Below are 19,664 nucleotides of genomic sequence, written 5' to 3' on the forward strand. Positions count from 1 at the left end.
CCAGGCTCGGCGGGGGCCGCACCTCGTAAGAGGACCGTGGCCCCCGCCGGGAACCGGCAGACGATCAGGAGATAGACGTGATCCAGCAGGAGTCGCGACTGCGTGTCGCCGACAACACTGGTGCGAAGGAAATCCTTTGCATCCGTGTGCTCGGTGGCTCCGGTCGCCGCTACGCGGGTATCGGTGACGTCATCGTCGCCACCGTCAAGGACGCGATCCCCGGTGGCAACGTGAAGAAGGGCGACGTCGTCAAGGCTGTCGTCGTGCGCACCGTCAAGGAGCGTCGTCGTCAGGACGGCTCGTACATCCGCTTCGACGAGAACGCGGCCGTCATCCTCAAGAACGATGGCGACCCCCGCGGCACCCGCATCTTCGGCCCGGTGGGCCGGGAGCTGCGCGAGAAGAAGTTCATGAAGATCATCTCGCTCGCGCCGGAGGTGCTGTAAGCATGAAGATCAAGAAGGGCGACCTGGTTCAGGTCATCACCGGTAAGGACAAGGGCAAGCAGGGCAAGGTCATCGCGGCCTTCCCCCGCGAGGACCGCGTCCTGGTCGAGGGTGTCAACCGGGTCAAGAAGCACACCAAGGCCGGCCAGACCGCTCGCGGTTCGCAGACCGGTGGCATTGTGACGACCGAGGCCCCGATCCACGTGAGCAACGTTCAGCTCGTCGTGGAGAAGGACGGCAACAAGGTCGTTACCCGCGTCGGTTTCCGCTTCGACGACGAGGGCAACAAGATCCGCGTTGCCAAGCGGACGGGTGAGGACATCTGATGGCTACCACCACCACTCCGCGTCTCAAGACGAAGTACCGCGAGGAGATCGCGGGCAAGCTGCGTGAGGAGTTCTCGTACGAGAACGTCATGCAGGTTCCCGGCCTCGTGAAGATCGTGGTCAACATGGGTGTGGGCGACGCCGCCCGCGACTCCAAGCTGATGGATGGCGCGGTTCGCGACCTCACCACGATCACCGGCCAGAAGCCGGCCGTCACCAAGGCCCGCAAGTCCATCGCGCAGTTCAAGCTGCGTGAGGGTCAGCCGATCGGCTGCCACGTCACCCTCCGTGGTGACCGCATGTGGGAGTTCCTGGACCGTACGCTGTCGCTCGCGCTGCCGCGTATCCGTGACTTCCGTGGTCTGTCGCCGAAGCAGTTCGACGGCCGTGGCAACTACACCTTCGGTCTCACCGAGCAGGTCATGTTCCACGAGATCGACCAGGACAAGATCGACCGTACCCGGGGTATGGACATCACCGTGGTCACCACGGCGACCAACGACGACGAGGGCCGTGCGCTCCTTCGTCACCTCGGCTTCCCCTTCAAGGAGGCGTAAGCGAGATGGCGAAGAAGGCTCTCATCGCGAAGGCTGCCCGCAAGCCCAAGTTCGGTGTGCGTGCGTACACCCGCTGCCAGCGCTGCGGTCGCCCCCACTCCGTGTACCGCAAGTTCGGCCTGTGCCGCGTGTGCCTTCGTGAGATGGCTCACCGTGGCGAGCTGCCGGGCGTGACCAAGAGCTCCTGGTAATTCCCCTCTGTCCTTAGGGACTTGGGAATTACCGGACGCTCTCGGTAAGTATCTGGTCGGCGGATGCCCTCCTCCATATGCCGTAGGCTTGTGGGGTTGGGCGTCCGCCGCCCATAACGACTTACTACGCCGTAGGTCCCCGCACCGCACCCGTCCCGCCACTGAGTGGGGAGAGGGATGGCGCATACAGGAAACCGCGGCGAGAGAGGCCGAAGGCCGATTCATGACCATGACTGACCCGATCGCAGACATGCTCACTCGTCTGCGTAACGCAAACTCGGCGTACCACGACTCTGTCGTGATGCCGCACAGCAAGATCAAGTCGCACATCGCGGAGATCCTCCAGCAGGAGGGCTTCATCACCGGCTGGAAGGTCGAGGACGCCGAGGTCGGCAAGAACCTCGTCCTCGAGCTGAAGTTCGGGCCGAACCGTGAGCGCTCCATCGCGGGCATCAAGCGGATCTCGAAGCCCGGTCTGCGTGTGTACGCGAAGTCCACCAACCTGCCGAAGGTGCTCGGCGGCCTGGGCGTGGCGATCATCTCCACGTCGCACGGTCTGCTCACCGGTCAGCAGGCAGGCAAGAAGGGCGTAGGTGGGGAAGTCCTCGCCTACGTCTGGTAGTCGGGAACGGAGGAAAAGCTAATGTCGCGAATCGGCAAGCTCCCCATCCAGGTTCCCGCCGGTGTGGACGTCACCATCGATGGCCGTACGGTTCACGTGAAGGGCCCCAAGGGTTCCCTCACGCACGCCGTTGCGGCTCCCATCGAGATCGTGAAGGGTGAGGACGGCGTTCTGAACGTCACCCGCCCCAACGACGAGCGTCAGAACAAGGCCCTGCACGGCCTGTCCCGCACGCTGGTGGCCAACATGATCACCGGTGTGACCCAGGGATACACCAAGGCGCTCGAGATCAGCGGTGTCGGTTACCGCGTCCAGGCGAAGGGCTCCAACCTGGAGTTCGCGCTGGGATACAGCCACTCGATCACCGTCGAGGCCCCCGAAGGCATCACCTTCAAGGTCGAGTCGCCCACGAAGTTCTCGGTCGAGGGCATCGACAAGCAGAAGGTCGGCGAGGTCGCCGCCAACATCCGCAAGCTGCGGAAGCCCGACCCGTACAAGGCCAAGGGTGTCAAGTACGCCGGCGAGGTCATCCGCCGCAAGGTCGGAAAGGCTGGTAAGTAAGCCATGGCATACGGTGTGAAGATCGCCAAGGGCGACGCTTACAAGCGTGCCGCCAAGGCACGTCGCCACGTCCGCATCCGCAAGCACGTGTCGGGTACGGCGGAGCGTCCGCGCCTCGTCGTGACGCGTTCCAACCGCGGTATCACCGCTCAGGTCATCGACGACCTCAAGGGTCACACCCTGGCGTCGGCGTCGACTCTGGACGCTTCGATCCGCGGCGGCGAGGGCGACAAGTCCGCGCAGGCCAAGCAGGTCGGTGCCCTGGTCGCTGAGCGCGCCAAGGCCGCCGGCGTCGAGACCGTCGTGTTCGACCGTGGTGGCAACAGGTACGCCGGGCGCATTGCCGCTCTGGCTGACGCCGCCCGCGAAGCCGGGCTGAAGTTCTAAGCCCCGGTTCCGGGACTAACGGACGTAACAGAGAGAGGTAAATCCAATGGCTGGACCCCAGCGCCGCGGAAGCGGTGCCGGTGGCGGCGAGCGGCGGGACCGGAAGGGTCGCGACGGTGGCGCTGCCGCCGAGAAGACCGCTTACGTTGAGCGCGTTGTCGCGATCAACCGCGTTGCCAAGGTTGTCAAGGGTGGTCGCCGCTTCAGCTTCACCGCGCTGGTCGTGGTGGGCGACGGTGACGGCACCGTAGGTGTCGGTTACGGCAAGGCCAAGGAAGTTCCCGCGGCCATCGCCAAGGGCGTCGAGGAAGCCAAGAAGAACTTCTTCAAGGTTCCCCGCATCCAGGGCACCATCCCGCACCCGATCCAGGGCGAGAAGGCGGCCGGCGTTGTCCTGCTGAAGCCTGCTTCCCCCGGTACCGGTGTTATCGCCGGTGGCCCGGTGCGTGCGGTGCTCGAGTGCGCCGGCGTTCACGACATCCTGTCGAAGTCGCTCGGCTCCGACAACGCGATCAACATCGTGCACGCGACCGTGGAGGCCCTCAAGGGCCTGCAGCGTCCCGAGGAGATCGCGGCTCGCCGTGGTCTGCCCCTCGAGGCCGTTGCCCCCGCGGCTCTGCTTCGTGCGCGTGCGGGAGCGGGTGCGTAATGGCCCGTCTCAAGATCACGCAGACGAAGTCGTACATCGGCAGCAAGCAGAACCACCGCGACACCCTGCGTTCGCTCGGGCTCAAGCGCCTGAACGACGTGGTTGTCAAGGAGGACCGCCCCGAGTTCCGCGGCATGGTGCAGACCGTCCGCCACCTCGTGACGGTTGAGGAGGTTGACTGACATGGGTGAGAACAGCCCGCTGAAGGCCCATAACCTCCGTCCTGCCCCGGGCGCGAAGACCGCCAAGACCCGCGTGGGTCGTGGTGAGGCGTCCAAGGGTAAGACCGCAGGTCGTGGTACCAAGGGTACGAAGGCCCGCTACCAGGTTCCGGAGCGCTTCGAGGGTGGCCAGATGCCCCTCCACATGCGTCTCCCGAAGCTCAAGGGCTTCAAGAACCCGTTCCGCACCGAGTACCAGGTCGTGAACCTGGACAAGCTCGGCGCTCTCTACCCCGAGGGTGGAGAGGTCACGGTGGCCGACCTGGTCGCCAAGGGCGCGGTGCGCAAGAACAGCCTCGTCAAGGTCCTGGGCCAGGGCGAGATCTCCGTGGCGCTGCAGGTTTCGGTTGACGCCGTCTCCGGCTCCGCCAAGGAGAAGATTGCCGCCGCCGGCGGCACCGTCACCGAGCTCGTCTGAGACAGCTTGATGGCTTGAACATCCGACCGGGGATGCCTCTCAAATGGGGCATCCCCGGTTGGTCGTTCCTAGGGGGGCATAGTCGCCGGTAAGGTGGCGTGCACTGTCTAAGTTCCGTGCTGTGTGCCTGGACGGCTACAGTACGGATTTTTGGCAGATCCAAGACTTCAGTCCTTATTCGTCGATCCTCAAGACCGTCACCCTGACGCACTTGCGCGGGGGTCGCAGGAGGCACCGTGCTCACCGCGTTCGCCCAGGCGTTCAAGACGCCTGACCTGCGCAAGAAGCTGCTCTTCACACTCGGCATCATCGTGATCTACCGGCTCGGTACGCATGTGCCCATGCCCGGGGTGAGCTACAAGAACGTACAGATCTGTGTGGATCAGGCCCAGCAGAACAGCGGTCTGTTCAGCCTGGTCAACATGTTCAGCGGCGGTGCGCTGCTGCAGATCACGATCTTCGCGCTCGGCATCATGCCGTACATCACGGCGAGCATCATCCTGCAGCTGCTGACCGTGGTGATCCCACGCCTGGAAGCCCTCAAGAAGGAGGGTCAGGCGGGTACGGCGAAGATCACGCAGTACACGCGTTACCTGACCGTCGCGCTGGCGATCCTCCAGGGCACCGGCCTCGTGGCCACCGCCCGCAACGGCGCGCTCTTCAACGGCTGCCAGGTCGCCACCGAGATCATCCCGAACCGGTCGATCTTCACCACCATCACGATGGTCATCACGATGACCGCCGGCACCGCCTGTGTCATGTGGCTCGGTGAGATCATCACCGACCGCGGCATCGGCAACGGCATGTCCATCCTGATGTTCATCTCGATCGCCTCCAGCTTCCCGAGCTCCCTGTGGGCCATCAAGAAGCAGGGCCACCTCGCCGGCGGCTGGATCGAGTTCGGCACCGTGGTGCTCGTCGGCCTGGTCATGGTCGGGCTCGTGGTCTTCGTCGAGCAGGCCCAGCGGCGCATCCCCGTGCAGTACGCGAAGCGCATGATCGGCCGCAGGTCGTACGGCGGAACCTCCACGTACATCCCGCTGAAGGTCAATCAGGCCGGTGTGATCCCGGTCATCTTCGCCTCGTCGCTGCTCTACATTCCGGCGCTGATCGTCCAGTTCTCGAACTCGACGGCGGGCTGGGCGACCTGGATCAAGGACAACTTGACCAAGGGCGACCATCCTTACTACATCGTCAGCTACTTCCTGTTGATCGTGTTCTTCGCCTTCTTCTATGTGGCGATCTCGTTCAACCCCGAGGAAGTCGCCGACAACATGAAGAAGTATGGTGGCTTCATCCCGGGCATCCGGGCTGGCCGACCGACCGCTGAGTACCTGAGCTACGTACTCAACCGGATCACCTGGCCGGGGTCGCTGTATCTGGGGCTGATCGCGCTCGTACCGACAATGGCGTTGATCATCTTCGGCGGTGTCCAGAGCTTCCCGCTCGGCGGGACGAGCATCCTCATCATCGTGGGTGTGGGTCTGGAAACCGTTAAGCAGATCGAGAGCCAGCTTCAGCAGCGCAATTACGAAGGGTTCCTCCGCTGATGCGAATCGTCCTCGTCGGACCGCCCGGTGCAGGCAAGGGAACGCAGGCCGCGTTCCTTGCCGCGAATCTGGCGATCCCGCACATCTCCACGGGCGACCTCTTCCGTGCCAACATCAGCCAGGGCACGGAGCTCGGCAAGCAGGCCAAGGCGTACATGGACGCCGGCAACCTGGTACCGGACGAGGTCACCATCGGGATGGCCAAGGACCGCATGGAAGCGCCGGACGCCGAGAACGGCTTCCTGCTCGACGGCTTCCCGCGCAACGTGGTGCAGGCCGAAGCGCTGGACGAGGTGCTGAAGGCGGACGGCGTGAAGCTGGACGCCGTGCTCGACCTGGAAGTCCCCGAGGACGAGGTCGTCAAGCGCATCGCCGGCCGGCGCATCTGCCGCAACGACAGCGCGCACGTCTTCCACGTGGCGTACAACGCCCCGAAGCAGGACGGCGTCTGCGACAAGTGCGGCGGCGAGCTGTACCAGCGCGGTGACGACACCGAGGACACCGTGCGCAAGCGGCTCGAGGTCTACCACAGCGAGACCGAGCCGATCATCGACTACTACCGTGCGCAGGGGCTGGTCATCACGATCTCCGCGCTCGGCAAGGTCGACGAGGTCACGACGAAGGCGATGGACGCGCTGCGCCGCGAAGCGGCGTAGTTCTCGCCTCTCCACGCTGCTGTACGGCCGCGGTGCCCCTCCGGGGGTGCCGCGGCCGTTTCGCGTCCCCGGGTGCCCTTGCGGTCCTTGCGGGCCAGGACGATCCCGCTGAGGGGCGCGGGGAACTGCGCGAGAAGCGAGCACGGCCGTAGGCGAAGACCGGGGCGGATGGGGCCGAGCCCATGGGGCGTACGGGCTCACGGCCCGTCTCCGGCACCAGACGATGAAGCCTTATCGTTGTTGGTGACCCGTACCTGTCCAGAAAGGCGTGAGCCGCACATGGTGGAGATCAAGACCCCCGAGCAGATCGCGAAGATGCGCGAGGCGGGGCTGGTCGTCGCCGCGATCCACGCCGCCACCCGTGAGGCCGCGGTGCCCGGGTCCACGACGAAGGACCTGGACGAGGTCGCCCGCAAGGTGATCGCCGAGCACGGCGCCAAGTCGAACTTCCTGGGGTACGGCGGATTCCCCGCCACGATCTGCACCTCGGTCAACGAGGTCGTCGTGCACGGGATCCCCGACGACAAGACCGTCCTGAAGGACGGCGACATCATCTCCATCGACGCCGGCGCGATCATCGACGGCTGGCACGGTGACGCCGCGTACACCGCGTTCGTCGGCACCGGGCACGCGCCGGAGCTGATCGAGCTGTCCCGGGTGACCGAGGAGTCCATGTGGGCCGGCCTCGCCGCGGTGAAGAAGGGCAACAAGCTCCTCGACGTCTCGCGCGCGATCGAGTCGTACATCCGCCGCCAGCCGCGCCCCTCGACCGGTAAGTACGGGATCGTCGAGGACTACGGGGGCCACGGCATCGGCTCCGAGATGCACATGGACCCGCACCTCCTGAACTACGTCGACAAGCGCCGCATGCTGGGCCGCCACAACCCGAAGCTGGTCCCGGGCTTCTGCCTGGCGATCGAGCCGATGGTCTCGCTGGGCACGCCGCGCACCGAGGTCCTGGAGGACGACTGGACCGTCGTCACGACGGACGGTTCCTGGTCGTCGCACTGGGAGCACTCGATCGCTCTGACGGAGAACGGTCCGCTGGTCCTGACGATGCCGGACGGTGGCAAGGCGAAGCTGGCGGAGTACGGCGTCACGACCGCGCCGGACCCGTTGGCCTGAGCGCGGCGTAACGATCTCCGCGTTGGGGCAAACTCATCTGATTCGTCTTTTCGAGTGCCCTGACGTAGACTGATGCGTCGGCTCTCGTGTACCCGTGTGTCCACACACGGCTGCGGGAGTCGATCAAGGTAGCCGATTCGAAAGGCGAAGCGTGGCCAAGAAGCAAGGTGCCATCGAAATCGAGGGCACCGTGATCGAGTCCCTCCCGAACGCCATGTTCAAGGTGGAACTCCAGAACGGTCACAAGGTCCTCGCGCACATCAGCGGCAAGATGCGGATGCACTACATCCGTATCCTCCCGGATGACCGGGTTGTGGTGGAGCTTTCTCCCTACGACCTGACGCGTGGCCGGATCGTCTACCGGTACAAGTAGATCTTGCCCACGTCGCTGTTCCAGCGGCGGTGGCACTGACCCGGAGAACCTGACATCCCATGAAGGTCAAGCCGAGCGTCAAGAAGATCTGCGACAAGTGCAAGGTGATCCGCCGTCACGGCCGGGTCATGGTCATCTGCGACAACCTGCGCCACAAGCAGCGCCAGGGCTGACGCACGCCGACCGACCTGCATTTCGCAGTTCTTCCCGCGACGCGAGCAAAACGTACATACGCAGCATCCACCTGGCCGGTTTCCCCGGCTGGTGACACCTCCGGCGGGGGCCGGGGACCCGAAACGTACCTAGTACGGCGGTCGGGAGCGGTGCTGCGGAAGACCCCCGAAAACAACTGGAGCCAGTAAATGGCACGCGTTTCCGGTGTTGACATCCCGCGCGAAAAGCGTGTGGAGATCGCACTCACCTACGTCTTCGGTATCGGGCGCACCCGGTCCAAGGAGATCCTCGCCTCCACCGGCGTGAACCCGAACACCCGCGTTCGTGACCTGGCCGAAGAGGACCTGGTCAAGATCCGCGAGTACGTGGACGCCAACCTCCGCACCGAGGGTGACCTTCGCCGTGAGGTTGCCGCCGACATCCGCCGCAAGGTCGAGATCGGCTGCTACCAGGGTCTGCGCCACCGTCGTGGTCTGCCGGTCCACGGTCAGCGCACCAGCACGAACGCTCGTACCCGCAAGGGCCCGCGTCGCGCCATCGCCGGTAAGAAGAAGCCGGGCAAGAAGTAGTCCACAGCGGACGCTTTTCAGCGGTCTTCGCTGTAGGACCGATCACCTCCCCTCTCCATCTGGAGTAAGACATGCCCCCCAAGGGTCGTCAGGGCGCTGCCAAGAAGGTGCGCCGCAAGGAAAAGAAGAACGTCGCTCACGGCCACGCGCACATCAAGAGCACGTTCAACAACACCATCGTCTCGATCACGGACCCCTCGGGCAACGTGATCTCCTGGGCGTCCGCCGGCCACGTCGGCTTCAAGGGCTCCCGCAAGTCGACTCCGTTCGCCGCGCAGATGGCCGCCGAGTCGGCCGCCCGCCGCGCGCAGGAGCACGGCATGCGCAAGGTTGACGTCTTCGTCAAGGGCCCGGGCTCCGGTCGCGAGACCGCGATCCGCTCCCTCCAGGCCACTGGCCTCGAGGTCGGCTCGATCCAGGACGTCACCCCGACGCCGCACAACGGCTGCCGTCCCCCCAAGCGCCGCCGCGTCTGACGCACGGCTGCTTCAAGGATTGCCTTGAGGTTCGGGCGGTACGGCTCATTCGGGCCGTGCCGCCCGTACCCTTGCAGTACGCAGTAACCCAGCAGGGCATCAAATAGTGGGTGCCCATGACTGAAGGATCTCCACATGCTTATCGCTCAGCGCCCTTCGCTGACCGAAGAGGTTGTTGACGAGTACCGCTCGCGGTTCGTCATCGAGCCCCTGGAGCCGGGCTTCGGCTACACGCTCGGCAACTCCCTGCGTCGTACGCTCCTCTCCTCGATCCCCGGTGCCGCTGTCACCAGCATCCGGATCGACGGTGTCCTGCACGAGTTCACCACCGTGCCGGGCGTCAAGGAGGACGTCACCGACCTCATCCTGAACATCAAGCAGCTGGTCGTCTCCTCGGAGCACGACGAGCCGGTCGTGATGTACCTGCGCAAGCAGGGTCCCGGCCTGGTCACCGCTGCTGACATCGCCCCGCCGGCCGGTGTCGAGGTGCACAACCCCGACCTGGTGCTCGCCACGCTGAACGGCAAGGGCAAGCTGGAGATGGAGCTGACCGTCGAGCGCGGTCGCGGCTACGTCTCCGCCGTACAGAACAAGCAGCTGGGCCAGGAGATCGGCCGCATCCCGGTCGACTCCATCTACTCCCCGGTGCTCAAGGTCACGTACAAGGTCGAGGCGACCCGTGTCGAGCAGCGCACCGACTTCGACAAGCTGATCGTCGACGTCGAGACCAAGCAGGCCATGCGTCCCCGTGACGCCATGGCGTCGGCCGGTAAGACCCTGGTCGAGCTGTTCGGTCTGGCGCGCGAGCTCAACATCGACGCCGAGGGCATCGACATGGGCCCGTCCCCCACGGACGCCGCCCTTGCCGCCGACCTGGCGCTGCCGATCGAGGAGCTCGAGCTCACCGTTCGTTCGTACAACTGCCTCAAGCGTGAGGGCATCCACTCCGTGGGTGAGCTCGTGGCGCGCTCCGAGGCGGACCTGCTCGACATCCGCAACTTCGGTGCGAAGTCGATCGACGAGGTCAAGGCGAAGCTGGCCGGCATGGGCCTGGCGCTCAAGGACAGCCCGCCCGGATTCGACCCCACGGCCGCTGCCGACGCCTTCGGCGCCGATGACGACGCGGACGCGGGCTTCGTGGAGACCGAGCAGTACTGATCGGTCTTCGTCTGCGGACCGGCTTCGGCTGGTCGCGCACACGCGATGGAGTCGCAAATCGACTCTTCCCCGCGCCCCTTCGGGGCGCGGGTCTCCGACAGGGCGACCGCCCTGCTCGGACACTGACATCGGTACCTCGTACGGCCGGTGCAGATCACTAGGAGAAACACCATGCCGCGTCCCGCAAAGGGTGCCCGTCTCGGCGGTTCCGCCGCGCACGAGCGTCTGCTTCTCGCCAACCTGGCGAAGTCGCTCTTCGAGCACGGCCGCATCACGACGACCGAGGCCAAGGCCCGCCGCCTGCGTCCGGTCGCCGAGCGCCTGATCACCAAGGCGAAGAAGGGCGACATCCACAACCGTCGCCTGGTGCTGCAGACGATCACCGACAAGGGCATCGTCCACACCCTCTTCACCGAGATCGCGCCCCGCTACGAGGAGCGTCCGGGTGGTTACACCCGTATCACCAAGATCGGCAACCGTCGTGGTGACAACGCGCCGATGGCCGTGATCGAGCTGGTCGAGGGCGAGATCGCCAAGAAGGCGACCGTTGCCGAGGCCGAGGCCGCCACCGTGCGCGCCGTCAAGGAGTCCGACGCCAAGGCTGCTGAGGCCGAGGTCGTCGAGGACGCCGAGGCGAAGGACGCGTAAGCGTTCTGAAGGCTGGTGAACGGGCCCGTTCCCTTCGGGGGGCGGGCCCGTTCTGCTGTGTGGATGCTTTGAGAGGAACGGTTACGTGAGTGATGAGGTGGAGCCCGGCCTCGTCCGGGTACGGCTCGATCTGTCGTACGACGGCAAGGACTTCTCCGGCTGGGCCCGGCAGCCGCTCGGGCGCAGGACCGTGCAGGGTGAGATCGAGGACGCGCTGCGTACGGTGACGCGCTCCGACGTGACGTACGACCTGACCGTCGCCGGGCGCACCGACGCCGGGGTGCACGCGCGCGGCCAGGTCGCGCACGTCGACCTGCCCGAGGCGGTGTGGGCCGAGCACCGCGAGAAGCTGCTGCGGCGGATGGCCGGGCGGCTGCCGCACGATGTGCGGATCTGGCGGATCGAGGAGGCGCCGAGCGGTTTCAACGCGCGGTTCTCTGCGATCTGGCGGCGGTACGCGTACCGGGTGACCGACAACGTCGGCGGTGTCGACCCGCTGCTGCGCGGTCATGTCCTGTGGCACGACTGGGAGTTGGACGTCGACGCCATGAACGCGGCCTCCGCCGCGCTGCTCGGCGAGCACGACTTCGCGGCGTACTGCAAGAAGCGCGAGGGCGCCACCACCATCCGCACGCTCCAGGAGCTGTCCTGGGTGCGCGGCGACGACGGGATCGTCACCGCGACCGTGCGCGCGGACGCCTTCTGCCACAACATGGTGCGCTCGCTCGTGGGCGCGCTGCTGTACGTCGGCGACGGCCACCGTGGTCCCGAGTGGCCCGGCAAGGTCCTCGCGGCGGCGGTGCGCGACTCCTCCGTCCATGTGGTGAAGCCGCACGGCCTCACCCTGGAGGAAGTCGGTTACCCCGCCGACGAGTTGCTCGCGGCGCGCAGCAAGGAGGCGCGCAACCTGCGCACGCTGCCCGGGAGTTCAGGCGGCGGGCCGGGTGGCTGCTGCTGAGGCCTGGTTGCGGCCGCGGGCGACGATCTGGTCGAAGGTGAACTTCGCGAGCTCGTCGCCCGCCGTGAACACGGCCGCATCGCTCTTCGTCACGCTCTTGCCGTCGGCGAAGCCGCCGGTCGTGAAGTAGGCATAGCGGCCATAGGAGTTGGTGGTGTTGCGGCAGACCGAACCGCCCCGGCAGAACGTGTTCACGCCCGAGCCGTAGAGCGAGGCGATGCCGCCGTCGGCCTGCTCCTTGGCCTTCGTCGCGGCGGTGTCCGTGTCGAACACGGCGACCCCGACGGTGACCGCGATGCCGTCCTTGGTGAACGTGGCCCGGATGACCTGGCGGCAGCCATTGTTGTTGAGGGCCGAGCCGAGCGAACCCTGGGTGACCGAGGCGCAGTCGGTGACCTTGTCGGTGGGGCCCTTGGCGTAGGCGCCGCTGCCCAGGGCCAGGCTCTTGCCCGGGAAGAGGGTGTCGGCGCTCAGCGGCGCCGTGTCCTTCTTCGCGTTGGAGACGTAGTCGTACGGGTTGGGCGGGGGCGGCGGGGCCACCTGGGAGAACGAGGGCCCCGGCTGCGCGCTGTTGCTGGGCAGCGCCGGGGGAGAGGGCAGTTCACTGGCCGACTTGCCGTCGTCCTTGCTGCCCGCGTTCACGATCACGGTGGCCACGACCGCGACGACCGCCGCCGTCGCGAGTGCGCCGCCGCCTATGAACAGCCACTTCTTGCGCCGACTGCGCGCGGCCGACGCATCGGCGAGCGCCGCCCAGTCCGGTGTCTGCTGATCCCCCGGGCCCCACGCGGGTCCCCCTTGCCCAAAGCTCATGCCGCGCATCTTAATTCGATTGTTCAGGGGGGCAGGGCCTGCGCGACAATCCGCCCATGGGACATCTTGAGGCTGCACATCTGGAGTACTACCTGCCGGACGGGCGGGTGCTGCTCGGCGACGCCTCGTTCCGGGTGGCGGAGGGTTCGGTGGTGGCTCTGGTCGGCGCCAACGGAGCCGGCAAGACGACGCTGCTCCGCATGATCTCCGGCGAGCTCCAGCCGCACGGCGGCTCGGTGTCGGTGAGCGGCGGGCTCGGCGTGATGCCGCAGTTCGTGGGCTCGGTGCGCGACGAGCGTACGGTGCGTGACCTGCTGGTTTCCGTCGCCCAGCCGCGGATCAGGAAGGTCGCGGCCGAGGTGGACGCGGCCGAGCACCTGATCATGACGGTCGACGACGAGGCCGCGCAGATGAAGTACGCGCAGGCCCTCAGCGACTGGGCCGAGGCGCACGGGTACGAGGCCGAGACGGTCTGGGACATGTGCACCATGGCCGCCCTGGGGATGCCGTACGACAAGGCCCAGTTCCGCGAGGTGCGCACGCTCAGCGGCGGCGAGCAGAAGCGGCTGGTGCTCGAAGCGCTGCTGCGCGGGCCCGACGAGGTGCTGCTCCTGGACGAGCCGGACAACTATCTGGACGTGCCGGGCAAGCGCTGGCTGGAGGAGCGGCTGCGGGAGACCCGCAAGACGGTCCTGTTCGTCTCGCACGACCGGGAGCTGCTGTCGCGGGCCGCCGAGCGGATCGTGAGCCTGGAGCCGAGCCCTGCCGGGACGGACGTGTGGGTGCACGGCGCCGGATTCGGCACGTACCACGAGGCCCGGCGTGAGCGGTTCGCGCGCTTCGAGGAGCTCAAGCGGCGCTGGGACGAGGAGCACGCCCGCCTGAAGGCGCTGGTGCTGCGGCTGCGCAACCAGGCCGCGATCAGCCCGGACATGGCCTCCCGTTACCACGCGATGCAGACCCGCTTCAAGAAGTTCGAGGAGGCGGGCCCGCCGCCGGAGCCGCCGCGCGAGCAGGCGATCACCATGCGACTGCGCGGCGGCCGTACCGGAGTGCGCGCCCTGACCTGCGAGAACCTTGAGCTGACCGGCCTGATGAAGCCGTTCTCGCTCGAAGTCTTCTACGGCGAGCGGGTCGCCGTCCTCGGCTCCAACGGCTCCGGAAAGTCGCACTTCCTGCGGCTGCTCGCGGGGGATGCCTCGGTGGCGTACACCGGGAACTGGAAGCTGGGCGCGCGGGTCGTGCCCGGGCACTTCGCGCAGACCCACGCACACCCCGAGCTGCTCGGGCGCACGCTCGTCGACATCCTGTGGAGCGAGCACGCCAAGGACCGCGGGGCCGCGATGTCGGTCCTTCGCCGGTACGAGCTGGAGCGGCAGGGGGACCAGCCCTTCGACAAGCTGTCGGGCGGCCAGCAGGCCCGCTTCCAGATCCTGCTCCTGGAGCTCGCCGGCACGACCGCGCTGCTGCTCGACGAGCCCACCGACAACCTCGACCTGGAGTCGGCGGAGGCCCTCCAGGACGGTCTGGAGTCGTACGACGGCACGGTGCTCGCCGTCACCCACGACCGCTGGTTCTCGAAGACGTTCGACCGCTATCTGGTCTTCGGCTCGGACGGCGTGGTGCGGGAGACCGCCGAGCCGGTGTGGGACGAGCGCCGGGTGGAGCGGGCCCGCTAGCGCGTTTGCACAGGTCAGGGCCGGATGCGGCGGAATGCGGGCAGGTGCGTCCCGGGCGGTTTTGACCCGCCCGGGGGCGCCCGGGTAGTCTTCTGGTTTGTTATGCGTATTGGCTAGGTCGTTCTCACGCGAAGAGCCCTTACGCAGGTTCTCTGGAGCAGTTACCAGTGACTCGCATACGGGCAGCGTCCCCGGCACTGTGAGTCCCAGCTGCATGATCGCTTCAGGGTGCAGTGTGTTTGGACCCCATCCACTAAGAAGCGAAGGCTACGAAGTGCGTACGTACAGCCCCAAGCCCGGCGACATCACTCGCCAGTGGCACGTCATTGATGCCCGGGACGTCGTCCTGGGTCGTCTGGCGACCACCGCCGCGAACCTCCTCCGGGGCAAGCACAAGCCCGTCTATGCCCCGCACATGGACATGGGTGACTTCGTCATCATCATCAACGCCGACAAGGTTCACCTGTCCGGCAACAAGAAGACCCAGAAGATGGCGTACCGCCACTCCGGCTACCCGGGCGGTCTCCGCTCGGTGCGCTACGACGACCTCCTGGCGAACAACCCGGAGAAGGCCGTCGAGAAGGCCATCAAGGGCATGATCCCCAAGAACACCCTGGGCCGTCAGATGCTCTCGAAGCTGAAGGTCTACTCGGGCGACCAGCACCCCCACGCTGCCCAGCAGCCGGTGCCGTTCGAGATCACCCAGGTCGCGCAGTAGTTCCGGCCACCCCCTAAGACAGAAAAGAATCTGAGGAGCATCGTGGCCGAGACCACTGTCGAGACCCCCGTCGAGGGCGAAGAGACCTACGCGGAGGTCACCACCTTCGAGTCCGAGGTCCCCGTCGAGGGCGAGTACACCACCGAGTCGATGGCTTCGCGCTTCGGTGACCCGCAGCCGGCCGCCGGCCTGGGTCGTCGCAAGAACGCCATCGCCCGCGTCCGGATCGTTCCGGGCACCGGCAAGTGGAAGATCAACGGGCGTACGCTCGAGGACTACTTCCCGAACAAGGTCCACCAGCAGGAAGTCAACGAGCCCTTCAAGGTGCTCGAGCTCGACAACCGCTACGACGTCATCGCCCGCATCTCGGGTGGCGGCGTGTCCGGTCAGGCCGGCGCCCTGCGCCTCGGCGTGGCCCGTGCGCTGAACGAGGCCGACGTCGACAACAACCGCGGCGCCCTCAAGAAGGCCGGCTTCCTCTCCCGCGACGACCGTGCGGTCGAGCGCAAGAAGGCCGGTCTCAAGAAGGCCCGTAAGGCCCCGCAGTACAGCAAGCGCTAAATCCGCGCCTGCCACTACGGCTCTCGTTCGCCCCGGCAGCACCTTCCGTGCTGCCGGGGCGTTCGTCTATTCACCCCCGGCAGTATCTACCCCGCACTTTCAGGTTTTCGGAGGACAGACGTGGGACGACTCTTCGGCACGGACGGCGTGCGCGGTGTCGCCAACTCGGATCTGACGGCTGAGCTCGCGCTCGGTCTGTCGGTTGCGGCGGCACATGTGCTCGCCGAAGCGGGGACCTTCGAGGGGCATCGGCCGACCGCCGTGGTCGGGCGGGACCCCCGGGCGTCGGGCGAGTTCCTGGAGGCCGCGGTCGTCGCGGGCCTCGCGAGCGCGGGCGTGGACGTCCTGCGGGTCGGTGTGCTGCCCACCCCCGCGGTGGCGTACCTCACCGGCGTGCTGGGTGCCGACCTCGGCGTGATGCTCTCCGCCAGCCACAACGCCATGCCGGACAACGGTGTCAAGTTCTTCGCGCGCGGCGGCCACAAGCTCGCCGACGAGCTGGAGGACCGCATCGAGTCGATCTACGAGCAGCACCGCACGGGCGAGCCCTGGGAGCGCCCGACCGGCTCGGGCGTGGGCCGTGTCCGCTCGTACGACGAGGGCTTCGACCGGTACGTCGCGCACCTCATCGGCGTGCTGCCCAACCGCCTCGACGGTCTCAAGGTCGTCCTGGACGAGGCGCACGGCGCGGCCGCCCGGGTCTCGCCGGAGGCGTTCACGCGAGCCGGCGCCGAGGTCGTCACGATCGGTGCCGAGCCGGACGGGCTCAACATCAACGACGGCTGCGGCTCCACCCATCTCGGCCTCCTGAAGGCGGCCGTCGTCGAGCACGGCGCCGACCTCGGCATCGCGCACGACGGCGACGCCGACCGCTGCCTGGCCGTGGACGGCGCGGGCAACGAGGTCGACGGCGACCAGATCCTCGCGGTTCTCGCCCTCGCCATGCGCGAGGCGGGCACGCTGCGCGGCAACACCGTCGTCGGCACCGTCATGTCCAACCTGGGCTTCAAGATCGCCATGGAGCGCGAGGGCATCCAGCTCGTCCAGACCGCGGTCGGTGACCGCTACGTCCTGGAGTCGATGAAGGAGCACGGGTACGCGCTCGGCGGCGAGCAGTCCGGCCACGTGATCATCCTGGACCACGCGACCACCGGTGACGGCACGCTGACCGGCCTGATGCTGGCCGCCCGCGTCGCGGCCACCCGCCGCACGCTCGCCGACCTCGCCGGAGTCATGGAGCGCCTGCCGCAGGTGCTGGTCAACGTCCCCGACGTCGACAAGTCCCGGGTGTCCACCTCCGCCGAGCTCGGCGCGGCCGTCGCCGAGGCCGAGCGCGAGCTGGGCGCGACCGGGCGGGTGCTGCTGCGCCCGTCGGGCACCGAGCCGCTGGTCCGTGTGATGGTCGAGGCCGCCGACATCGAGCAGGCCCGCTCGGTCGCGAGCCGCCTCGCCGACGTCGTCAAGTCGGCTCTGGGCTAAGACGGTTGACGCTTGCGCTGGCTCGCCCAGAGGAACTTCTGGGCGAGCAGCGTGAGCGTGCCGGACAGGACGATGCCGCCCAGGTTGGCGAGCAGTTGCCAGCTGGAGCCCCAGGTCTGGCCGTAGTCCTGATAGCTGAACGCCATCGCGGCATTGGCCGCCGCCGGGACCGTCGTGACCGAGATCGCCACGCCGATCAGCGCTCCTGACTTCGCCGAGGTGAGCGAGAGCGTCCCCGCGATGCCCGCCAGGAACGCCACGACGAACGACATCCAGTCGGGCCGGTAGATGAACGCCGTGTTCGGCCGGGCCGCCTCGATCATCGACTTGTCGAAGAGCCCGCACACCTCCATCAGCCAGCCGAAGCCGGCCGTGAGCAGCATCGCCGAGGCGAAGCCCACCACCAGCGCGATCAGCGAGCGCCACACCAGGCGCGGGGCGCGCCGCACCAGCGCCGTGGAGATCCCGGCCAGCGGCCCGAACTCGGGGCCGACCGCCATCGCCCCCACGATCAGGATCGCGTTGTCGAGCATCACCCCGCACGCCGCGAGCATCGTCGCGACGGCGAGGAACGCCACGTACGTGACCGACAGTGTGGACTCCTCGTGCGTGGCGTCGGTGAGCGACTCCCACAGCACCGCGTCCGCGCCCTCGCCCGGAGCTTCCGCCTCGGCCTTGTCGGCGCGCCTGGAGATCGAGAGTTCGATGTGATCGACGGCGATCGAACCGTCCCGGTCCAGGCCGATCGCCCGCAGTTCGGCGATCAGGGAGTCCCCGGCCTCGCGCGCCACGTCGCACAGCACGAGATCGCCGGCCGGGTTGCGGGCCGCCCCCGGGAGCACCACCAGATGCGCGGTGCCGACCGTCGACTCCACGGTGCGTACGACCTCGTCGGTCCGGTCGGCGGGCACGATCAGTCGCAGGTGCAGCACGTTTCCTCGCCTGGTCGGGGCTTGCGCGTATTCAGAGCTTGCGGAGCGAGATCTTCTGGATCTTGTGGTCCGGTCCCTTGCGGACGACGAGCGTGGCCCGGCCGCGCGTGGGGGCCACATTCTCCACCAGGTTGGGCCGGTTGATGGTGCGCCAGGTCGTCCGGGCGTAGTCGAGGGCCTCTTCCTCGGAGACCTGGGTGTACTTGCGGAAGTACGAGAACGGGTTCTGGAAGGCGGTCTCGCGCAGCTTGCGGAAGCGGTTGAGGTACCAGGTCTCGATGTCCTCGGTGCGCGCGTCCACGTACACGCTGAAGTCGAAGTAGTCCGCGAGGCCGACCCGGGTGCGGCCGTCCTGGCCGGGCAGGGCGGGCTGCAGGACGTTGAGGCCCTCGACGATGAGGATGTCCGGGCGGCGCACCACGAGACGCTCGTCCGGCACGATGTCGTAGATCAGGTGCGAGTAGACGGGCGCGGTGACCTCGTCCTTGCCCGCCTTGATGTCCGCGACGAACCGGGTCAGCGCCCGGCGGTCGTACGACTCGGGGAAGCCCTTGCGGGACATCAGGCCGCGGCGCTGGAGCTCGGCCATCGGGTACAGGAAGCCGTCGGTGGTGACCAGCTCGACGCGGGGGTGCTCGGGCCAGCGGGCGAGCAGCGCCTGGAGCAGTCGGGCCACGGTCGACTTCCCGACGGCCACCGACCCCGCCACCCCTATGACGAACGGGGTGCCGCGCTGGGTGCCGTGCCCGTTGCCCGCGTCGCCCAGGAACGTGTTGAGGGTGCCGCGCAGATTGGCGGTGGCCTCCACGTACAGGTTGAGCAGCCGGGACAGCGGCAGATAGATGTCGCGCACTTCGTCGAGGTCGATGACGTCACCGAGCCCGCGCAGCCGCTCGACCTCGTCGGCGGTGAGCGGCAGCGGCGTCTTGTCGCGCAGGGCGCTCCACTCTGCGCGGGTGAGGTCCACGTAGGGAGTCGTCTCCGGCTTGCGGTGGGCGCTCCGTGGCGGCGAAGTGATCACAGGTCCATTGTTGCGGCTGTATGACGTGCGTGGGGGGTGGGGTGGGTCACGTGGGCCGCAGGGCATGAAACGGCGGCCCTGCTTACGGGCCCTCGCCGCGCCCGCGGCGACGATGCGCCGAGACCCGCCCGGGTCCCGCGCGTGCGCACGCCGTGCCCGGCGGCGCGGCGGCACGCGTCGGGCTGCTTGTTCTGCGCCACACCTGCCCCGCGACGGTGTTGGAAGCGGGCGGTCGCCGGTTCTCGTGGCAAGGTGGCTCGGTCATGAGGACCCGGCCTTCACGCCGCGTACGTACGGGAACGGACGCGAACGTACCCGCGCGTGAGGCCGGACTCGGGCACTCGTGGCCTCGAAGCGCTCGATGCGTGGGTCGGTGGGAGCTGGCACTCCCCACCG

At 67.4% G+C, this 19,664-nt stretch carries 27 protein-coding genes; 24 read left to right on the forward strand and 3 right to left on the reverse strand.

Annotation, left to right across the window (positions count from 1 at the left end):
• Positions 1 to 77: 77 nt before the first annotated feature.
• The 20 genes from rplN (at position 78) to truA (ending at position 12,065) form a co-directional block, all read left to right on the forward strand.
• A complete protein-coding gene (gene rplN, locus ABD346_RS15320; protein ID WP_053727611.1) occupies positions 78 to 446 on the forward strand; it encodes a 50S ribosomal protein L14 in 369 nt (122 codons plus the stop codon).
• A gap of 2 nt (positions 447 to 448) precedes the next feature.
• Positions 449 to 772, forward strand: a complete 324-nt coding sequence (gene rplX / locus ABD346_RS15325; RefSeq protein WP_053727612.1) for a 50S ribosomal protein L24 — start codon at positions 449 to 451, stop codon at positions 770 to 772.
• Positions 772 to 1,329, forward strand: coding sequence for a 50S ribosomal protein L5 (rplE, locus tag ABD346_RS15330; protein WP_053727613.1), 558 nt, complete (start codon positions 772 to 774; stop codon positions 1,327 to 1,329). Before rplX ends, rplE begins: the two co-directional genes overlap by 1 nt.
• A gap of 5 nt (positions 1,330 to 1,334) precedes the next feature.
• Positions 1,335 to 1,520, forward strand: a complete 186-nt coding sequence (locus ABD346_RS15335; protein WP_003956452.1) for a type Z 30S ribosomal protein S14 — start codon at positions 1,335 to 1,337, stop codon at positions 1,518 to 1,520.
• A 223-nt stretch (positions 1,521 to 1,743) separates the two neighbouring features.
• Positions 1,744 to 2,142: a 30S ribosomal protein S8 gene (gene rpsH, locus ABD346_RS15340; protein ID WP_003966947.1), complete on the forward strand. Its 399-nt coding sequence runs from the start codon at positions 1,744 to 1,746 to the stop codon at positions 2,140 to 2,142.
• Between the two features lie 21 nt (positions 2,143 to 2,163).
• The gene (gene rplF / locus ABD346_RS15345; protein ID WP_189963077.1) at positions 2,164 to 2,703 is read left to right on the forward strand and encodes a 50S ribosomal protein L6; all 540 of its coding nucleotides are present in this window, start codon (positions 2,164 to 2,166) and stop codon (positions 2,701 to 2,703) included.
• Positions 2,704 to 2,706: 3 nt separating this feature from the next.
• Positions 2,707 to 3,090, forward strand: a complete 384-nt coding sequence (rplR, locus tag ABD346_RS15350; protein ID WP_189963076.1) for a 50S ribosomal protein L18 — start codon at positions 2,707 to 2,709, stop codon at positions 3,088 to 3,090.
• 46 nt (positions 3,091 to 3,136) lie between these two features.
• The gene (gene rpsE, locus ABD346_RS15355; RefSeq protein ID WP_189963075.1) at positions 3,137 to 3,739 is read left to right on the forward strand and encodes a 30S ribosomal protein S5; all 603 of its coding nucleotides are present in this window, start codon (positions 3,137 to 3,139) and stop codon (positions 3,737 to 3,739) included.
• The gene (rpmD, locus tag ABD346_RS15360; protein WP_053682614.1) at positions 3,739 to 3,921 is read left to right on the forward strand and encodes a 50S ribosomal protein L30; all 183 of its coding nucleotides are present in this window, start codon (positions 3,739 to 3,741) and stop codon (positions 3,919 to 3,921) included. Before rpsE ends, rpmD begins: the two co-directional genes overlap by 1 nt.
• Before the next feature lies 1 nt (position 3,922).
• Complete coding sequence (gene rplO / locus ABD346_RS15365; RefSeq protein ID WP_053727617.1) at positions 3,923 to 4,378, forward strand: 50S ribosomal protein L15; 456 nt, start codon at positions 3,923 to 3,925, stop codon at positions 4,376 to 4,378.
• A 236-nt stretch (positions 4,379 to 4,614) separates the two neighbouring features.
• Entirely contained in the window at positions 4,615 to 5,928 is a 1,314-nt protein-coding gene (gene secY / locus ABD346_RS15370) for a preprotein translocase subunit SecY (protein WP_344375265.1), read from the forward strand.
• Complete coding sequence (locus ABD346_RS15375) at positions 5,928 to 6,584, forward strand: adenylate kinase (protein WP_344375266.1); 657 nt, start codon at positions 5,928 to 5,930, stop codon at positions 6,582 to 6,584. Before secY ends, ABD346_RS15375 begins: the two co-directional genes overlap by 1 nt.
• A gap of 279 nt (positions 6,585 to 6,863) precedes the next feature.
• Entirely contained in the window at positions 6,864 to 7,709 is an 846-nt protein-coding gene (gene map / locus ABD346_RS15380) for a type I methionyl aminopeptidase (protein ID WP_344375268.1), read from the forward strand.
• Between the two features lie 151 nt (positions 7,710 to 7,860).
• The gene (infA, locus tag ABD346_RS15385; protein WP_003956442.1) at positions 7,861 to 8,082 is read left to right on the forward strand and encodes a translation initiation factor IF-1; all 222 of its coding nucleotides are present in this window, start codon (positions 7,861 to 7,863) and stop codon (positions 8,080 to 8,082) included.
• Between the two features lie 59 nt (positions 8,083 to 8,141).
• On the forward strand, positions 8,142 to 8,255 hold the full coding sequence (gene rpmJ / locus ABD346_RS15390; protein WP_003956441.1) for a 50S ribosomal protein L36: 114 nt from the start codon (positions 8,142 to 8,144) through the stop codon (positions 8,253 to 8,255).
• Positions 8,256 to 8,444: 189 nt separating this feature from the next.
• Positions 8,445 to 8,825, forward strand: a complete 381-nt coding sequence (gene rpsM, locus ABD346_RS15395; RefSeq protein WP_053727621.1) for a 30S ribosomal protein S13 — start codon at positions 8,445 to 8,447, stop codon at positions 8,823 to 8,825.
• Between the two features lie 71 nt (positions 8,826 to 8,896).
• Positions 8,897 to 9,301 carry a 30S ribosomal protein S11 gene (gene rpsK / locus ABD346_RS15400; RefSeq protein ID WP_003956432.1) on the forward strand — a complete coding sequence of 135 codons (405 nt, stop codon included), beginning with the start codon at positions 8,897 to 8,899 and terminating at the stop codon, positions 9,299 to 9,301.
• 135 nt (positions 9,302 to 9,436) lie between these two features.
• Complete coding sequence (locus ABD346_RS15405; RefSeq protein WP_010473911.1) at positions 9,437 to 10,459, forward strand: DNA-directed RNA polymerase subunit alpha; 1,023 nt, start codon at positions 9,437 to 9,439, stop codon at positions 10,457 to 10,459.
• A gap of 171 nt (positions 10,460 to 10,630) precedes the next feature.
• The gene (rplQ, locus tag ABD346_RS15410; RefSeq protein WP_344375270.1) at positions 10,631 to 11,107 is read left to right on the forward strand and encodes a 50S ribosomal protein L17; all 477 of its coding nucleotides are present in this window, start codon (positions 10,631 to 10,633) and stop codon (positions 11,105 to 11,107) included.
• A gap of 85 nt (positions 11,108 to 11,192) precedes the next feature.
• Entirely contained in the window at positions 11,193 to 12,065 is an 873-nt protein-coding gene (gene truA / locus ABD346_RS15415; RefSeq protein ID WP_344375271.1) for a tRNA pseudouridine(38-40) synthase TruA, read from the forward strand.
• Here truA and ABD346_RS15420 read toward each other — a convergent pair.
• Positions 12,036 to 12,878 (reverse strand): phospholipase D-like domain-containing protein, encoded by an 843-nt coding sequence (locus ABD346_RS15420; RefSeq protein WP_344375273.1) that lies wholly within the window; start codon positions 12,876 to 12,878, stop codon positions 12,036 to 12,038. The two genes, truA and ABD346_RS15420, sit on opposite strands and share 30 nt — an antisense overlap.
• Before the next feature lie 56 nt (positions 12,879 to 12,934).
• On the opposite strand from ABD346_RS15420, the gene ABD346_RS15425 reads away from it, so the two are divergent.
• The 4 genes from ABD346_RS15425 to glmM all read left to right on the forward strand — a co-directional run bounded on the left by ABD346_RS15425 (position 12,935) and on the right by glmM (position 17,315).
• Positions 12,935 to 14,557, forward strand: coding sequence for an ABC-F family ATP-binding cassette domain-containing protein (locus tag ABD346_RS15425; RefSeq protein WP_344375274.1), 1,623 nt, complete (start codon positions 12,935 to 12,937; stop codon positions 14,555 to 14,557).
• Between the two features lie 274 nt (positions 14,558 to 14,831).
• Entirely contained in the window at positions 14,832 to 15,275 is a 444-nt protein-coding gene (gene rplM, locus ABD346_RS15430; protein WP_053727625.1) for a 50S ribosomal protein L13, read from the forward strand.
• A 42-nt stretch (positions 15,276 to 15,317) separates the two neighbouring features.
• Positions 15,318 to 15,836, forward strand: coding sequence for a 30S ribosomal protein S9 (gene rpsI / locus ABD346_RS15435; RefSeq protein WP_161245589.1), 519 nt, complete (start codon positions 15,318 to 15,320; stop codon positions 15,834 to 15,836).
• Positions 15,837 to 15,956: 120 nt separating this feature from the next.
• Positions 15,957 to 17,315 (forward strand): phosphoglucosamine mutase, encoded by a 1,359-nt coding sequence (gene glmM / locus ABD346_RS15440; protein WP_344375276.1) that lies wholly within the window; start codon positions 15,957 to 15,959, stop codon positions 17,313 to 17,315.
• Here the strand turns inward: glmM and ABD346_RS15445 are convergent.
• The gene (locus ABD346_RS15445; protein WP_344375277.1) at positions 17,312 to 18,247 is read right to left on the reverse strand and encodes a DUF389 domain-containing protein; all 936 of its coding nucleotides are present in this window, start codon (positions 18,245 to 18,247) and stop codon (positions 17,312 to 17,314) included. The genes glmM and ABD346_RS15445 overlap by 4 nt on opposite strands.
• A 31-nt stretch (positions 18,248 to 18,278) precedes the next feature.
• Entirely contained in the window at positions 18,279 to 19,268 is a 990-nt protein-coding gene (gene coaA, locus ABD346_RS15450) for a type I pantothenate kinase (RefSeq protein WP_344375278.1), read from the reverse strand.
• Between the last annotated feature and the right edge of the window lie 396 nt (positions 19,269 to 19,664).

Source organism: Streptomyces mauvecolor (assembly GCF_039532965.1).
Classification (GTDB): domain Bacteria; phylum Actinomycetota; class Actinomycetes; order Streptomycetales; family Streptomycetaceae; genus Streptomyces; species Streptomyces violascens.

Bases quoted from the DNA above. Each gene is read 5' to 3' on its own strand.
- rplX (WP_053727612.1), top strand. From the start codon at position 449: ATGAAGATCAAGAAGGGCGACCTGGTTCAGGTCATCACCGGTAAGGAC.
- rplE (WP_053727613.1), top strand. From the start codon at position 772: ATGGCTACCACCACCACTCCGCGTCTCAAGACGAAGTACCGCGAGGAG.
- ABD346_RS15335 (WP_003956452.1), top strand. From the start codon at position 1,335: ATGGCGAAGAAGGCTCTCATCGCGAAGGCTGCCCGCAAGCCCAAGTTC.
- rpsH (WP_003966947.1), top strand. From the start codon at position 1,744: ATGACCATGACTGACCCGATCGCAGACATGCTCACTCGTCTGCGTAAC.
- rplF (WP_189963077.1), top strand. From the start codon at position 2,164: ATGTCGCGAATCGGCAAGCTCCCCATCCAGGTTCCCGCCGGTGTGGAC.
- rplR (WP_189963076.1), top strand. From the start codon at position 2,707: ATGGCATACGGTGTGAAGATCGCCAAGGGCGACGCTTACAAGCGTGCC.
- rpsE (WP_189963075.1), top strand. From the start codon at position 3,137: ATGGCTGGACCCCAGCGCCGCGGAAGCGGTGCCGGTGGCGGCGAGCGG.
- rpmD (WP_053682614.1), top strand. From the start codon at position 3,739: ATGGCCCGTCTCAAGATCACGCAGACGAAGTCGTACATCGGCAGCAAG.
- rplO (WP_053727617.1), top strand. From the start codon at position 3,923: ATGGGTGAGAACAGCCCGCTGAAGGCCCATAACCTCCGTCCTGCCCCG.
- ABD346_RS15375 (WP_344375266.1), top strand. From the start codon at position 5,928: ATGCGAATCGTCCTCGTCGGACCGCCCGGTGCAGGCAAGGGAACGCAG.
- map (WP_344375268.1), top strand. From the start codon at position 6,864: ATGGTGGAGATCAAGACCCCCGAGCAGATCGCGAAGATGCGCGAGGCG.
- rpmJ (WP_003956441.1), top strand. From the start codon at position 8,142: ATGAAGGTCAAGCCGAGCGTCAAGAAGATCTGCGACAAGTGCAAGGTG.
- rpsM (WP_053727621.1), top strand. From the start codon at position 8,445: ATGGCACGCGTTTCCGGTGTTGACATCCCGCGCGAAAAGCGTGTGGAG.
- rpsK (WP_003956432.1), top strand. From the start codon at position 8,897: ATGCCCCCCAAGGGTCGTCAGGGCGCTGCCAAGAAGGTGCGCCGCAAG.
- ABD346_RS15405 (WP_010473911.1), top strand. From the start codon at position 9,437: ATGCTTATCGCTCAGCGCCCTTCGCTGACCGAAGAGGTTGTTGACGAG.
- rplQ (WP_344375270.1), top strand. From the start codon at position 10,631: ATGCCGCGTCCCGCAAAGGGTGCCCGTCTCGGCGGTTCCGCCGCGCAC.
- ABD346_RS15420 (WP_344375273.1), bottom strand. From the start codon at position 12,878: ATGAGCTTTGGGCAAGGGGGACCCGCGTGGGGCCCGGGGGATCAGCAG.
- ABD346_RS15425 (WP_344375274.1), top strand. From the start codon at position 12,935: ATGGGACATCTTGAGGCTGCACATCTGGAGTACTACCTGCCGGACGGG.